The 12541-nt window shown below is 66.3% G+C and carries 14 protein-coding genes; 8 read left to right on the top strand and 6 right to left on the bottom strand.

The genetic code is table 11. The annotated features are described in order from the left end of the window. Window positions 1–8 precede the first annotated feature (8 nt). Window positions 9–929, top strand: a complete 921-nt coding sequence (locus ACXAJV_RS15165; RefSeq protein WP_475086258.1) for a lysophospholipid acyltransferase family protein — start codon at window positions 9–11, stop codon at window positions 927–929. A gap of 161 nt (window positions 930–1090) precedes the next feature. On the opposite strand, the gene ACXAJV_RS15170 is transcribed toward ACXAJV_RS15165, so the two are convergent. Genes ACXAJV_RS15170 through xseA form a run of 3 tightly spaced genes read right to left on the bottom strand, consistent with a single transcriptional unit; the run spans window position 1091 to window position 3726 of the window. Then, window positions 1091–1996, bottom strand: a complete 906-nt coding sequence (locus tag ACXAJV_RS15170) for a M23 family metallopeptidase (protein ID WP_475086259.1) — start codon at window positions 1994–1996, stop codon at window positions 1091–1093. Further along, window positions 1993–2223, bottom strand: coding sequence for a DUF2093 domain-containing protein (locus ACXAJV_RS15175; RefSeq protein WP_475086260.1), 231 nt, complete (start codon window positions 2221–2223; stop codon window positions 1993–1995). The genes ACXAJV_RS15170 and ACXAJV_RS15175 overlap by 4 nt, the downstream gene beginning before the upstream one ends. A 54-nt stretch (window positions 2224–2277) precedes the next feature. Further along, window positions 2278–3726, bottom strand: a complete 1449-nt coding sequence (gene xseA, locus ACXAJV_RS15180) for an exodeoxyribonuclease VII large subunit (RefSeq protein ID WP_475086261.1) — start codon at window positions 3724–3726, stop codon at window positions 2278–2280. 130 nt (window positions 3727–3856) lie between these two features. Between xseA and purD the strand changes: the two genes are divergently transcribed. The 3 genes from purD to ACXAJV_RS15195 all read left to right on the top strand — a co-directional run bounded on the left by purD (window position 3857) and on the right by ACXAJV_RS15195 (window position 7584). Continuing rightward, complete coding sequence (gene purD, locus ACXAJV_RS15185) at window positions 3857–5134, top strand: phosphoribosylamine--glycine ligase (protein ID WP_475086262.1); 1278 nt, start codon at window positions 3857–3859, stop codon at window positions 5132–5134. A gap of 96 nt (window positions 5135–5230) precedes the next feature. Then, entirely contained in the window at window positions 5231–6523 is a 1293-nt protein-coding gene (locus tag ACXAJV_RS15190; RefSeq protein ID WP_475086263.1) for a metal-dependent hydrolase family protein, read from the top strand. After that, a complete protein-coding gene (locus ACXAJV_RS15195; protein ID WP_475086264.1) occupies window positions 6520–7584 on the top strand; it encodes a phosphotransferase in 1065 nt (354 codons plus the stop codon). The genes ACXAJV_RS15190 and ACXAJV_RS15195 overlap by 4 nt, the downstream gene beginning before the upstream one ends. Window positions 7585–7618: 34 nt before the next feature. Here the strand turns inward: ACXAJV_RS15195 and ACXAJV_RS15200 are convergent, their stop codons facing one another. Then, window positions 7619–8044, bottom strand: coding sequence for a hypothetical protein (locus tag ACXAJV_RS15200; protein ID WP_475086265.1), 426 nt, complete (start codon window positions 8042–8044; stop codon window positions 7619–7621). 56 nt (window positions 8045–8100) lie between these two features. On the opposite strand from ACXAJV_RS15200, the gene ACXAJV_RS15205 reads away from it, so the two are divergent. Together ACXAJV_RS15205 and ACXAJV_RS15210 are read left to right on the top strand one after the other, a co-directional pair. Then, window positions 8101–8844, top strand: coding sequence for a TSUP family transporter (locus ACXAJV_RS15205; protein ID WP_475086266.1), 744 nt, complete (start codon window positions 8101–8103; stop codon window positions 8842–8844). Beyond that, on the top strand, window positions 8841–9419 hold the full coding sequence (locus tag ACXAJV_RS15210) for a GNAT family N-acetyltransferase (RefSeq protein ID WP_475086267.1): 579 nt from the start codon (window positions 8841–8843) through the stop codon (window positions 9417–9419). The genes ACXAJV_RS15205 and ACXAJV_RS15210 overlap by 4 nt, the downstream gene beginning before the upstream one ends. Window positions 9420–9478: 59 nt before the next feature. Here the strand turns inward: ACXAJV_RS15210 and ACXAJV_RS15215 are convergent, their stop codons facing one another. Both ACXAJV_RS15215 and tadA read right to left on the bottom strand, forming a co-directional pair. After that, entirely contained in the window at window positions 9479–9937 is a 459-nt protein-coding gene (locus ACXAJV_RS15215; protein ID WP_475086268.1) for a hypothetical protein, read from the bottom strand. 146 nt (window positions 9938–10083) lie between these two features. After that, the gene (gene tadA / locus ACXAJV_RS15220) at window positions 10084–10527 is read right to left on the bottom strand and encodes a tRNA adenosine(34) deaminase TadA (protein WP_475086269.1); all 444 of its coding nucleotides are present in this window, start codon (window positions 10525–10527) and stop codon (window positions 10084–10086) included. Between the two features lie 65 nt (window positions 10528–10592). Between tadA and ACXAJV_RS15225 the strand changes: the two genes are divergently transcribed. Then, on the top strand, window positions 10593–11591 hold the full coding sequence (locus ACXAJV_RS15225) for a pseudouridine synthase (protein ID WP_475086270.1): 999 nt from the start codon (window positions 10593–10595) through the stop codon (window positions 11589–11591). A 3-nt stretch (window positions 11592–11594) separates the two neighbouring features. Continuing rightward, entirely contained in the window at window positions 11595–12161 is a 567-nt protein-coding gene (gene rsmD / locus ACXAJV_RS15230) for a 16S rRNA (guanine(966)-N(2))-methyltransferase RsmD (RefSeq protein ID WP_475086271.1), read from the top strand. The last annotated feature ends 380 nt before the right edge of the window (window positions 12162–12541 follow it).

Below are 12541 nucleotides of genomic sequence, written 5' to 3' on the forward strand. Positions count from 1 at the left end.
TCCCTTTCATGATCGAAGCACAACGCAGAGCCTCGCTCCTGACCCGGATCGGCTGGCGCGTCGAGGCCGCCGCCTGGGACGCCTATGCGGCCTGGTACAAGATCAAGGGGATCGACCGTGCGTCCGACGCGGCGGGCGACCTGCTGCGCAGGATCGGCCCGCTGACCCCCACCCAGCGTATTGCCCGCATCAACATGCAGCGCTGCTTTCCCGAAGCCGCCGAACCGGAGATCGACCGGCTGCTGGGCGGCATGTGGGAGAATTTCGGCCGGCTGGCAGGCGAGATGCCTCATCTGGGTGTGTTCGCCGGGCCGGAATTTGAGGAGCGGGTGGAGTTTGTCGGGCGCGAGCGGCTGGAAGCGGCCCGCGATGCCGGCCAGCCCCTGGTGCTGATCGGCATGCACAATGCCAACTGGGAGATCGCGGCCGCCGCGATCAGTCAGACCGGCCTGCCCTGCCATATCACCTACCGGCCGGCGAATAATGTGTTGATCGACAAACGCATCTCGAACATGCGCGTGGGCTATGGCGTGAAGACGCTGACCGCCAAGGGCGGCGAAGGCGCCAAGCAGATCATGCAGGCCCTCAAGGCCGGCGAGTCAGTCGCGCTGATGAACGACCAGAAGATGAATGACGGCGTCGCGGCGCCCTTCTTCGGGCACCCGGCGATGACCGCGCCCGGCCCGACCCGGCTTGCCATGCGTCACAATTGCCCCCTGGTTCCGATATCGGTCCGGCGCACCGAAGGCGCGCGCTTCCGTGTCGAGATTCTGGAGCCGATCGAGATCTCGCGGAACCCGGATCGCAATGCCGCCATCGTCGAGACGGTGACTCGCATCAATCAGTGGGTGGAAAGCGAAATCCGCAAGGCGCCGGAACAATGGTTCTGGGTGCACCGGCGCTGGGCGAAGGACGTCTACCGCGTCTAAGGCTGGAGTGTGGCTCACTCACCCCCATCGCCTCGCTGCGCTCGGCACTTCCCCCGCTTCGCAGGGAAGCCTGATCGGGGCTCGCACCGTTTACGGGGGAGCTGTCCGCGTAGCGGACTGAGGGGGCGGCGCACAAGCGACGCGGAGCGCGAAGCGCGCAATTAGTCGAGTGCGCGCGGATCCAGATCGAGCAGTGTCGCCGGATCGGCATAGAAACTGTTGCGCAGCTTCACCCGCCAGTCGAGATGCGAGCCGGTTGCCCGGCCGCCGGCGCCCATGCGGCCGATCAGCTGTCCCTGCTCGACCACGTCGCCGGCCTGCACGTCAACGCCGGACAGGTGGAGAAAGGCCGAGACCAGGCCCTGACCATGATCGATGAAGATCAGCCCGCCTTCGTAATACATGTCCGGTTCTGCGAGAGTGACAAGGCCACCGGCCGGCGCGTGGATTGGCGTGCCCACATCATTGGCCCAGTCGAGCCCCCAGTGCGGGCTGCCTTCATGGCCGTTATTATAGACCCGGGCCGAACCGTAGACGCCCGTCGTGATTCCCTCAGCCGGCGGAATGAAGCCATCCAGGAAACCGGTACCGTCCCAGACCGAATTGAACGCGTCCTGCTTCTGGGCGTATTCGCGCTGGCGGCGCGGCAGGGTGGAAGGGTCCGGGGTCACGGTCGCCTGCGGCACGCCATTGACCTGCTGCAGGTCGTATTCGCGCTGGGTGATGGTGAGACGTTCGGCGATCTCGCCGGGTGTGCCGTCGGCACGATTATAGGTGATGCGCAGCGGCATCTCTTCCGGCGCCTGGCGCGGAATGGCCAGCATGACGTAGCCATCGGCGTCGGCTCGGACATCCATCTCACCGAACTCGACACGCGCATCCGGCAGGAAGCGACAGACCAGGAAACTGCCTTCCCGGAAGGCCCCGCTGCAGAAGGACGCCGGCGCAGCCGCCATGCGCATCTCGCGCACGCTGGTTGCATTGTCCTCGATGAAATCGGCGATCGGGTCGGCGGCGGGGGCCGCGTTGCCGGCCTGCAGCGCCAGGGCAAGAACAGCGCTGATCATTGGCCCGGCTCCGCGTGCAGTTCCAGCCAGCGCTGCTTGGCGATCATCGGATCGCGATAGGCTTCCTGCTCATCGACATTCCAGTAGCGCAACTCGGCCAGCGGGATAGGATCGCCCGTCACGGAACAGCGCACAAACGCGCCAGCCTTCAGGATGATGAAGTCGCTGTCGCCGTACTCCAGGATCGCTTCGCCCTGGAGTTCCTTGTCGAATGTGAAATCGCTCATGAGGCCGATTTAGCATGCGTTATCAAAAAGGGGGAGAGTTCTGTGGCGCTCTTTTCAGAACAGGGTTCCCTGCCCGGCCGCCGGCGGTTTGGCGCGCGGTTTCGGCCTGGGCTTGACCGCCGCCGGTTTGCCGGGCGGCGGCGGGGAGGACGGCGTCTCGCCATCGACGATCGCGGCGCGGCGCGTGTCGGCGAATTCCAGCTCCACCTTGTCGCCACTGCCGAGCGCCTCACCGGAGCGGACGAGTTGCCCCTCACCATTGCGCACCAGCACAAAACCACGGCGCAGCACCGATTTGTGGCTGAGCGAGGCCAGACGGGCGCCCCAGGCATCCAGCGCCCGGGTCTCGCGCTGAAGGACGCGCTCGAGCGCCGGGGTCAGCCGGGCACCGCGGTCAGCCAGCCGTTCCTGCTTCTGCCGGATATCGCGTTTCAGCGCAGCCGGCTTGAGGCCGGCCTGCAGCACCAGAAGGCGCGAACGCTTGCCCGCCGCATTATTCTGCAGGGCCGGGTCGAGCCGGTCGGCGATCGTGTCGAAGCGCTGGCGCTTGAGATCGAGCAGCGCGGCGGGGCGCGGCAGGGCGCGGGCGGCACCGCGCAACTCGGTCCGCCGGCGCTCGATATGCCGTGACAGGGCCGAGACCAGACGCGCGCCCAGCGCGTCGATATCGGCCTTCAGCTCGGCCCGGACCGGCACCGCCATTTCCGCCGCCCCGGTCGGCGTTGGCGCCCGCCGGTCGGAGGCAAAATCGATCAGCGTGGTGTCGGTCTCGTGACCCACGGCCGAGATCAGCGGGATGGTGCTTTCGGCCGCAGCCCGCACCACGATTTCCTCGTTGAAACTCCACAAATCCTCGATCGAGCCGCCGCCACGGGCAACGATCAGCACATCGGGACGCGGCACGCGGCCGCCTTCGGGCAGGGCGTTGAAACCGCGAATGGCGGTGGCGATCTGTTCGGCCGCCTGCTCGCCCTGCACCAGGACCGGCCACAGGATGACGTGCCGGGGAAAGCGGTCCTGCAGACGGTGCAGGATATCCCGGATCACGGCGCCGGTCGGCGAGGTGACGACACCGATCGTGCGCGGCAGGAAGGGCAGCGGTTTCTTGCGCGCCGTGTCGAACAGGCCTTCGGCGGCCAGCGTCTTCTTGCGTTCTTCCAGCAGCGCCATCAGCGCACCGGCACCGGCCGGCTCCATCGACTCGACAATCAGCTGGTATTGCGAACGGCCCGGATAGGTCGACAAGCGTCCTTCGATGACGACTTCCAGCCCTTCTTCCGGCCGGAAGCGGAAGCGCGCTGCCGTGCCCTTCCAGGCAATCGAGGCAATGACCGAGCGCTCGTCCTTCACGTCGAAATAGACATGGCCCGACTTGGCCACCACAACCCGGCCCAGCTCGCCGCGCACCCGGACATGGCCGAACGCGTCCTCGACCGTGCGCTTCAGCGCGCCGGCCAGTTCGGAGACAGAGAATTCGTGGATGTTTCCGGGGGCGTCGCTCATGCCTCATCTGGTAGGATGTATCGCCCCGCATCGCAACGGTCCGGCGGACTCGCGATCCGGAACGCTTTGGGCTAGGCAGAGCCAGAACACACAGTCGGCGTCGGGACACGCCAGAAGGCATGAGGTCAAGATGAAGGTTCTCCTTGTCGGTTCGGGCGGCCGTGAACACGCGCTGGCCTGGAAGATCGCGCAAAGCCCGCTCCTGACGGCCCTGCACGCCGTGCCGGGCAGCCCTGCCATCGGCGAACTGGCAACCTGTCATGACGGGTCGGTGTCCGACATTGACGGCCTTGTCGAACTGGCCCGGAAGATCGAGGCGGACCTGGTCGTTGTCGGCCCGGAGAACCCGCTGTGCGACGGGCTGGCCGACCGGCTGCGCCAGGCCGGCATCGCCACTTTCGGCCCGTCGGGCCTGGCGGCGCGGCTGGAAGCGTCCAAGGCCTATGCCAAGGATTTCTACGCCCGTCACAAAGTGCCTTCGGCCGGCTATGGCACCTTCTCCGACGCGGCCGAAGCCAAAGCCTTCCTTGACCGTGTCGAGCCGCCCTATGTCCTCAAGGCCGACGGTCTGGCCGCCGGCAAGGGTGTGGTGATCCTGGATGATCGCGCCGAGGCGGAAGCCGAGATCGATGCCTTCCTGTCCGGCAAGTTCGGCGAAGCCTCCAAGACGCTGGTGATCGAAGAATTCATGGCCGGCGAGGAGGTCTCCATCTTCGCGCTGTGCGACGGCGAGACCGTGCTTTATTGCGGCGCAGCCCAGGATCACAAGCGAGTCGGCGAAGGCGATACCGGTCCCAACACCGGCGGCATGGGCGCCTATTCGCCCGCCCCGATCGCCACGCCGGAACTGATCGACACGGCGATGAAGACCATTATCGAGCCGGTCGCCCGCGGCCTGGCTGCCGAAGGCCACCCCTTCCAGGGCGTGCTGTTTGCCGGACTGATGGTCACGAAGGACGGGCCCAAAGTGGTCGAGTTCAACATCCGCTTCGGCGATCCGGAATGCCAGGTCCTGATGATGCGGATCGACGCCGACCTTCTGCCCTATCTGATGGCCACGGCCACCGGCGCACTGGGCGAGATGCCGGCCATTGCCTGGTCGCCGGATCCGGCGATCACCGTCGTGCTGGCCGCCAATGGCTATCCGGGCGACTACAAGAAGGGTTCGGTGATCAAGGGCGTCACCGAGGCGAACCGGATGGAGGGCGTGCAGGTGTTCGAGGCCGGCACGGGCCGCAATGCCAGGGGCGAGCGAATTGCCGCCGGCGGCCGCGTGCTGAACGTCACCGCCTCGGGCGAGACCCTGCACTATGCCGTCGAACGCGCCTATGCCGCGATCGACCAGATCGACTGGCCGGAAGGCTTCTGCCGCCGGGATATTGCCTGGCGGGCCCTGCGCACGCACTAGGCCTCCGCCAGTTTTTCGACGCACAGGTACGCTCGCCGTTTGACTTCGGGGCCGGCTTGATCATCCTTTGCCCCACATATTCGAGGGGAGAGGATCATGCTGAGAGCCGTTGCAACGGCACTGGCCGCCACGGCGCTGACCGGACTGGCCCAGGCGCAGGACGCCGAAGAGGCGCTGACTGTCATTCACGCCGGCTGGCTGCTGGCCGTGCCGGGAGAGGCGCCGCTGGAACAGCAGTCCATCCTGGTCCGCGGCGAGCGCATCGAAGACATCCAGGCGGGCTATGTGACGCCCGACGGCGCGACGGTGATCGACCTGACCGACGACTACGTCATGCCCGGCTTCATCGACAGCCATGTCCACCTGCAATCGGAACTCGGCCCGGGCCGGCGCTTCAATACCTTCACCGAAAGCGCGTCCGATCTCGCCTTTGCCGGCGCCGACAATGCCCGCACCACGCTGATGGCCGGCTTCACGACGGTGCAGGATGTCGGCGGCAATTTCGAAGCGGCCCTCGCCCTGCGCGATGCCGTCGATTCGGGCTTCGTTCCGGGACCGCGCATGCGGGTTGCCGGCACCGCCGTCACCCCGACCGGCGGCCATGCCGACGTCAACGGTTTTGCCCTCGACGTGCTGCACCAGTTCACCAGCCCCACCGCCTGCAACGGCGCGGCCCAATGCCGCGAAGCCGTGCGTACGCTGATCCGCGGCGGTGCCGATGTGATCAAGATCACCGCCACCGGCGGCGTGCTGTCCGACACGGCGGCCGGCGTGGAGCGGCAATTCTTCGACGACGAGCTGGAGTCGATCGTCGAGGCGGCCCACATGATGGGCCGCCAGGTCACCGCCCATGCGCATGGCGTGACCGGTATCAACGCCTTCCTGGAAGCCGGCGGCGACTCGATCGAACACGGCACCTATCTGGACACTGACTCGATCCGCCTGATGCGCCGCAATGGCGCCTATCTCGTACCGACCGTGCTGGCCGGTGTTACCGTGGCGGAACTCGCCGAGACCGCCGATTTCATGACCGACAACCAGCGCGCCAAGTCCCGCTCTGTCGGCCCGCAAATGCTGGATATGGCCCGCCGGGCCCATGATGGCGGGGTGTCCATCGCCTTCGGCACCGATAGCGGCGTGTCCCAGCATGGCGACAATGCCCGCGAATTCGAACTCCTGGTCGAAGCTGGTCTGACGCCGATGGAGGCCATCGAGACCGCCACGATCCACGCCTCGCGCCATGTCCGCATGGACAGCGATATCGGCACGATCGAAACCGGCAAGTATGCCGATATTGTCGCCGTCGACGGCAACCCGCTGGAGAATATCTCCGAGCTGCGCGACGTCGATTTCGTTATGAAGAACGGCACGGTGTATCTGAGCGAATGAGCAAGATCGACGAACAATATTCCGGCACCAAACAGGTCGCCGACGCCCTCGCCTTCGACGAAGCCCGGCTGGCTGCCTGGATGGCGGAGCAGGTCGAGGACTATGAAGGCCCGCTGACGGTGAGCCAGTTCCGGGGCGGCCAGTCCAACCCGACCTACAAGCTGGAAACGCCGGGTCATTCCTATGTGCTGCGCCGCAAGCCGCCGGGCAAGCTCCTGCCCTCGGCCCATGCGGTCGACCGTGAGTTCGAGGTGATGAGCAAGCTGGGCAAGGCCGGCTTCCCCGCGCCGAAAATGCACGGGCTGTGCATGGACCGCGATGTCATCGGCACCGAATTCTACGTGATGGATTTCGTCACCGGCCGGATCTTCTGGGACCCGCTCCTGCCCGACCTCGACACGTCCGAGCGCGGCCCGATCTACGACGCGGCCAACGCCACGCTGGCGCATCTGCACGGCATCGATCACGAGGCGGCCGGGCTGGGCCAATATGGCAAGCCGGGCGATTACTTCCAGCGCCAGATCGGCCGCTGGTCCAAGCAATACCGTGCCGCCGAAACGGGCACGGTCGAGGCGATGGACAAGCTGATCGAGTGGCTGCCCCAGGCCGCGCCGGAACAGGAACGCACCAGCGTCGTCCACGGCGACTACCGCCTGGACAACATGATCTTCCACCCGACCGAGCCGCGCGTCATCGCGGTGCTGGACTGGGAGCTGTCCACGCTGGGCGATCCCTTGGCCGACTTCACCTATCAGCTGATGGGCTGGGTGATGCCGCCGGAAATCCGCAATGGTTTCGCCGGGATCGATATCGCCTCCATGGGGATCCCGACCGTCGAGGAATATACCGAGGCCTATTGCCGCCGCACCCATCGCGACAGCATTCCCGAGCTGGATTTCTACTTCGCCTACAACATCTTCCGGCTGACCTCGATCATCCAGGGCGTCTATGCCCGCTCGCTGCAGGGCAATGCCTCCAACGAGCGCGCCAAGGAGATGGGGGCCGCAGTGCAACCCATGGCCGAAGCTGCCTGGAGCTTTGCGGTGAAGGCGGGGGCCTAGCGCCCCGCCTCGCCGGCATACCCGCCGGCTGCGCCTACCCTGCCCGGCCGCCGATATGAGCGAGCCAAGGCGCCATCAGGGCGAGGCCGACCACCAGTTCGAAACCGACCGAGAACAGATTGTACCCGGTCCGCGTGCCATGCTTGGCATGGTCCGCCAGCATCGAGACGGTGCGCCCGACTGCCATGCCGAGCCAGGCAGCACCGGCGGCAAAGCCGGCCGCAACCACGCTGGCCATGCCGGCCTGCTCGCGCATCACGATCGCCAGCAGCACCGCGCCATGCAGCAGGAGCAGACCGCCGCCATAGCTCGCCCGGAATTCGGCCCAGCCGCCCGGCTTGTCCGCCATCGGCTGCAACCGCACGACCGAAGCGCCCCAGGCCGGGCTGATCAGGCTGCCCAGTCCGAGAAGGGCGCCGACAAGCGCCGCGGCGCCGCTGATGATGACGGTAACGGTCATGCTGTTCCCCTGTATGGTGTGCCTCCCGCCATATAGTGCGATGGAGCCCGTATTTCATGTCCGGACTGATCATCCTTGCGGGGGTTTTCGTCACCGCCTTCATATCGGGCGTGTTCGGCATGGCCGGCGGGCTTATCCTGATGGGGATACTGGCGCTCGTCCTGCCGGTCTCGGCCGCCATGGTCGTGCACGGCGTGGTGCAGAGCGTGTCCAACGGCTGGCGCGCCATCCTGCATGCGCGCTGGATCGACTGGCGCATTCTGGGCATCTACCTGTTCGGCTCCGGCGCGGCGGCGGCCCTGCTCGTACTGGCGACTTTCGAACTGTCCAAGCCTTGGCTCTTCATCATGCTGGGCCTGGTTCCCGGCGTAATCTGGCTGCCCAGGCGCTGGGTCCATTTCGACGCCGCCCGCCCCTTCCATGCCGTGGCCTGCGGCTTCACGGTGACGGGACTCAACGTGGTCGCCGGCGTATCGGGACCGCTGCTGGACGTCTTCTTCGCCGACACCGAGCGCGACCGCCGCTGCATCGTCGCCACCAAGGCCGCAACCCAGGTCGTCTCGCACTTCGTCAAGATCGCCTACTACGTCCTGCCGGCCCTGGCGGCGGAAAGCCTGCCCCAGGCGCAATGGCTACTCGTCGCCGCGCCGCTGGCCATTCTCGGCACCACGCTGGGCGCCCGCTTCCTGGCAATGATGAGCGATGTGCAGTTCCGCCAGTGGACGAAATGGATCGTCTCGGCGATCGGCATCGTCTACATCGTCCGCGGAATAGCCCTCTTGGCCGGAGTCGACGCATGAAAATCGAACCTGTTGTGCTGGAAAACGCGGTGGTCCGGCTCGAACCGCTGGATGACTCCCATCGTGAAGCCCTGCGCCCCCTGGCCGAAGCCGAAGGCTTGTGGGACCTCACCCTGGTGCGCGGTGACGGCCCGCACTTCGATAGCTGGTTCGACCTGATGCTGACAGCCACCCAGAGAGGCGAGCAGATCTCTCATCTGGTCAGACGGCGCTCGGACGGGGCAGCGGTGGGGCATACGGCCTTTCTGTGCATTGTGCCCGACCACCAGCGGCTGGAGATCGGCTGGACCTGGTACGCGCCCGAGGTTCGCGGCACCCGCATCAATCCCGCCTGCAAGCATCTCCTGCTGGGCCGGGCCTTCGAGTGCGGGGCCGAACGCGTGGAGCTGAAAACTCACCACCGCAACCAGCGCTCCCAGAACGCCATCCGGAAACTGGGTGGCCAGTATGAAGGGACATTCCGCCACCACCTGATGTGCTGGACCGGCGAATGGCGGAATACTGTCTGGTTCTCGGTGCTGAAGGATGAGTGGCCGTCCGTTTCAGCCGGACTGGAAGCCCGCCTTACGGCCTAGTGCATTTCGAACAACGAAACCGGTTCCCGCTCTCACTGAACAGGCCGGCGCTTCGATGACTAGCCGTTACAGGCCGGCATGACGCCGACAATCCGGCCGTCACGGATTTCCATCTCGACCTGGCCCGGACCGGTTTCTTCGGCATAGACCAGCAGGTCGGCCGGTGCGCCCGGCATGACGAGTTCGCGGCGGCCCGCACGGGACGGGGCCCGCGTTGCGGTGCGGATATAGATCGCACCCGGCTCGGCTTCAGGACGCGGGCTGACGACCGCCCCCGGACGGCCCAACACCGTCACGGCTTGGCCCGTTTCCAGCACCAGATCGGAGCCGACAGCGGAAATCCGGCCATTCTCGATGAAGATGTCCTGGTCGCTCCAGCGGCCCGAGGCATCGATAATGGTCACGTCCTGCAACAGGAGCGGCGTCGCATCACAACCGGCATCGGTCGCATGCGCAGTGGCCGCCAAGGCAAGCGCACCGAACGAGGCCATCAGAGATTTGTTCAGGACACGAAGCATTTGTCACTCCAGATGAGTGCGCTCCTCTTCGTCCGTACACCGAACTCGTTCAAGACAAGGTTTTATGACAACAGCGTCTATACGCGTTCAGTCAAAATGTTTCAGGGCTAGCGGGCCAAGCGTCCGGCCCTGTCCAAGATGACAGATCAACCGCCCTTGCGGCGGGCCCGGAAGAAGGCGCGCAGGAGCGCGGCGCTCTCCTCCGCCAGTAACCCGTGCGCGACATCTGGCCGCCAGTGGCAGGTCGGCTGCTGGAAGAAGCGCGGCCCGTGTTCCACAGCACCGCCCTTGGGATCGCTGGCGCCATAGATCAGACGGCCGATCCGCGCATGGCTGATCGCTCCGGCGCACATCGCACACGGTTCCAGCGTAACGTACAGCTCCAGCCCCGTCAGACGGTAATTTTCCCGCTTCTGCGCCGCCGCCCGCAATGCCAGGATTTCCGCATGCCCGGCCGGGTCATGTGCTGCAATGGGCCTGTTGTGCGCCTCCGCGACGATCTCGTCCGTGGCCGGATCGACCACGACAGCACCGATGGGTGCCTCGCCAGCCTCAGCTGCCGCCTGAGCCAGTTCTAGCGCTCGGGCCATAAAACGTGTATCGCGCGGGTCCATCATCCGCTGCGGGTTAGAATGACCGCCAGAAAGGGTCAAGCGTGAGCGAAGCCTCCGATACGTCCGACAATACCGGCGAACGCATTGCCAAATACCTCGCCCGGGCCGGTGTGGCCTCGCGCCGCGAGATCGAACGCATGATCGAGGAGGGCCGCATCTCCTTGAATGGAAAGCGTCTGGACACGCCCGCCGTGAAGGTCACCCAGGCCGACCGGATCGAGGTCGATGGCAAGCCGGTCGACCCGCCGGCAGCGACGCGCCTGTGGCGTTATCACAAGCCGACGGGCCTGGTGACCACACACGCCGACCCGGAGGGCCGCGAAACCGTGTTCGATGCGCTGCCGAAGGATATGGGGCGCGTGATCTCGGTCGGCCGGCTCGACCTGACATCCGAAGGCCTTTTGCTGCTGACCAATGACGGCGCCCTCGCCCGTGCCCTGGAACTGCCGGCCACTGGCTGGATGCGCCGCTATCGCGCCCGCGCCTTCGGTTCGATCGACGAGGCGGCGATCGCAAAACTGCGCGCCGGCGTCACCGTCGAGGGCATCAAGTACGGCCCGATGGATGTCGAGATCGAACGCGAAACCGGCTCGAATATCTGGCTCGATATCGGTATCCGCGAAGGCAAGAATCGCGAGGTTCGCAAGGCGCTCGACAGTGTCGGCCTGAAAGTGAACCGGCTGATTCGCACGGCCTACGGCCCCTTCCAGCTGGGCGATCTGCCGCGCGGCGAGGTGAAGGCCGTGCCGGGCCGCGTGCTGCGCGACCAGGCCGGGCATCTTGTCGAAATGGCCGCCACCACCGGCGAGGCCGTCGCGAAGAAAAAGCCCGCCCGTCCCGGCCGCAAGCCGGTCAAGCGCAAGATGGGCGGGGCCGGCCAGCCCGGCCTGCCCAAGCCGGCTGCGGACGAGGATGGCGCCAAGCCGCTCAAGCGTGCCCGCGGCCGTCCCGCCGTGCGCCGTCCGGCCGGAAAAACGGCGGCAACCGACCGCGATACCCCCCCAGGCCGTCCGCCGCGCAAGCCGCAGGGACGCCGCTAGGACATGAGGGTCGTCGGCGGAAAGTTCCGCAACCGCGCCCTGGTCGCACCGAAAGGCCGCTCCACCCGCCCCACCTCCGACCGGGCGCGCGAGAACATGTTCAATGTGATCGCGCATGCCGACTGGTGCCCACCGGTCCAGGGCGCCCGGGTGATCGATCTTTATGCCGGATCCGGTGCGCTGGGCATCGAGGCCGTATCCCGGGGCGCCGCCTTCTGCCTGTTCGTGGAAATGGCCGCCGAGGCGCGCGGCGCGATCCGCGACAATGTCGACACGCTGCAACTCTTCGGCGTCACCCGCATCCACCGCCGCGACGCCACGGCGCTGGGCGAGAAACCGTCCAATCTGGGCGCACCTTTCGACATGGCCTTCCTCGACCCGCCCTATGGCCATGGTCTGGGCGAAAAGTCGCTGGCGAAACTGGTCGAGGGCAAATGGGTTAGCGAGGATGCCGTCGCCATCCTCGAAGTCGGCGCCGATGAAGACCCCGCAACACCCGGCTGGCACCGCCAGACCGTCAAGGAGTACGGCGCCGCCAAAGTGCTCTTCCTGACCCGCGACAAAACCTGACCGCGCGCGTTTGCCTCCCCCGCCACTTCCCCCGGCCCCCGTACCGGGGAAAGCGCGCTCTGCCTTTCTTCCCCATTCTATGGGGAAGTGGGCCCTCCATCGCCTTGGCGAAGGAGGGGTCGAAGGGGCCGGCGCGTCAGCGCCGGGAGGCGGTGGAGCCTGTCGCTGACACACCGCCGCTGACGCGGCGCCCCTCCGTCTCGCCGCCTCGCGGCGATCCACCTCCCCATGGAATGGGGAGGAAAGAAACCTGCCCAGCACGAAATCCCCCACGGGCTTGCGCCCTGGAGCGATGAGAGGGGTGCGGGATGCACGGCGGACATCGTGTCCGATTTGAAGGTTTGGTGGTGATGCCCGAGGCATCCCGCACGCGGAGATTT

The organism is Maricaulis sp. ABE4_448, assembly GCF_056160825.1.

What these genes read in the sequence shown, in the direction of transcription:
- ACXAJV_RS15165 (WP_475086258.1), top strand. Translation starts at nt 9, where the DNA reads ATGATCGAAGCACAACGCAGAGCCTCGCTCCTGACCCGGATCGGCTGG.
- ACXAJV_RS15170 (WP_475086259.1), bottom strand. Translation starts at nt 1,996, where the DNA reads ATGATCAGCGCTGTTCTTGCCCTGGCGCTGCAGGCCGGCAACGCGGCC.
- ACXAJV_RS15175 (WP_475086260.1), bottom strand. Translation starts at nt 2,223, where the DNA reads ATGAGCGATTTCACATTCGACAAGGAACTCCAGGGCGAAGCGATCCTG.
- xseA (WP_475086261.1), bottom strand. Translation starts at nt 3,726, where the DNA reads ATGAGCGACGCCCCCGGAAACATCCACGAATTCTCTGTCTCCGAACTG.
- purD (WP_475086262.1), top strand. Translation starts at nt 3,857, where the DNA reads ATGAAGGTTCTCCTTGTCGGTTCGGGCGGCCGTGAACACGCGCTGGCC.
- ACXAJV_RS15190 (WP_475086263.1), top strand. Translation starts at nt 5,231, where the DNA reads ATGCTGAGAGCCGTTGCAACGGCACTGGCCGCCACGGCGCTGACCGGA.
- ACXAJV_RS15195 (WP_475086264.1), top strand. Translation starts at nt 6,520, where the DNA reads ATGAGCAAGATCGACGAACAATATTCCGGCACCAAACAGGTCGCCGAC.
- ACXAJV_RS15200 (WP_475086265.1), bottom strand. Translation starts at nt 8,044, where the DNA reads ATGACCGTTACCGTCATCATCAGCGGCGCCGCGGCGCTTGTCGGCGCC.
- ACXAJV_RS15205 (WP_475086266.1), top strand. Translation starts at nt 8,101, where the DNA reads ATGTCCGGACTGATCATCCTTGCGGGGGTTTTCGTCACCGCCTTCATA.
- ACXAJV_RS15210 (WP_475086267.1), top strand. Translation starts at nt 8,841, where the DNA reads ATGAAAATCGAACCTGTTGTGCTGGAAAACGCGGTGGTCCGGCTCGAA.
- ACXAJV_RS15215 (WP_475086268.1), bottom strand. Translation starts at nt 9,937, where the DNA reads ATGCTTCGTGTCCTGAACAAATCTCTGATGGCCTCGTTCGGTGCGCTT.
- tadA (WP_475086269.1), bottom strand. Translation starts at nt 10,527, where the DNA reads ATGGCCCGAGCGCTAGAACTGGCTCAGGCGGCAGCTGAGGCTGGCGAG.
- rsmD (WP_475086271.1), top strand. Translation starts at nt 11,595, where the DNA reads ATGAGGGTCGTCGGCGGAAAGTTCCGCAACCGCGCCCTGGTCGCACCG.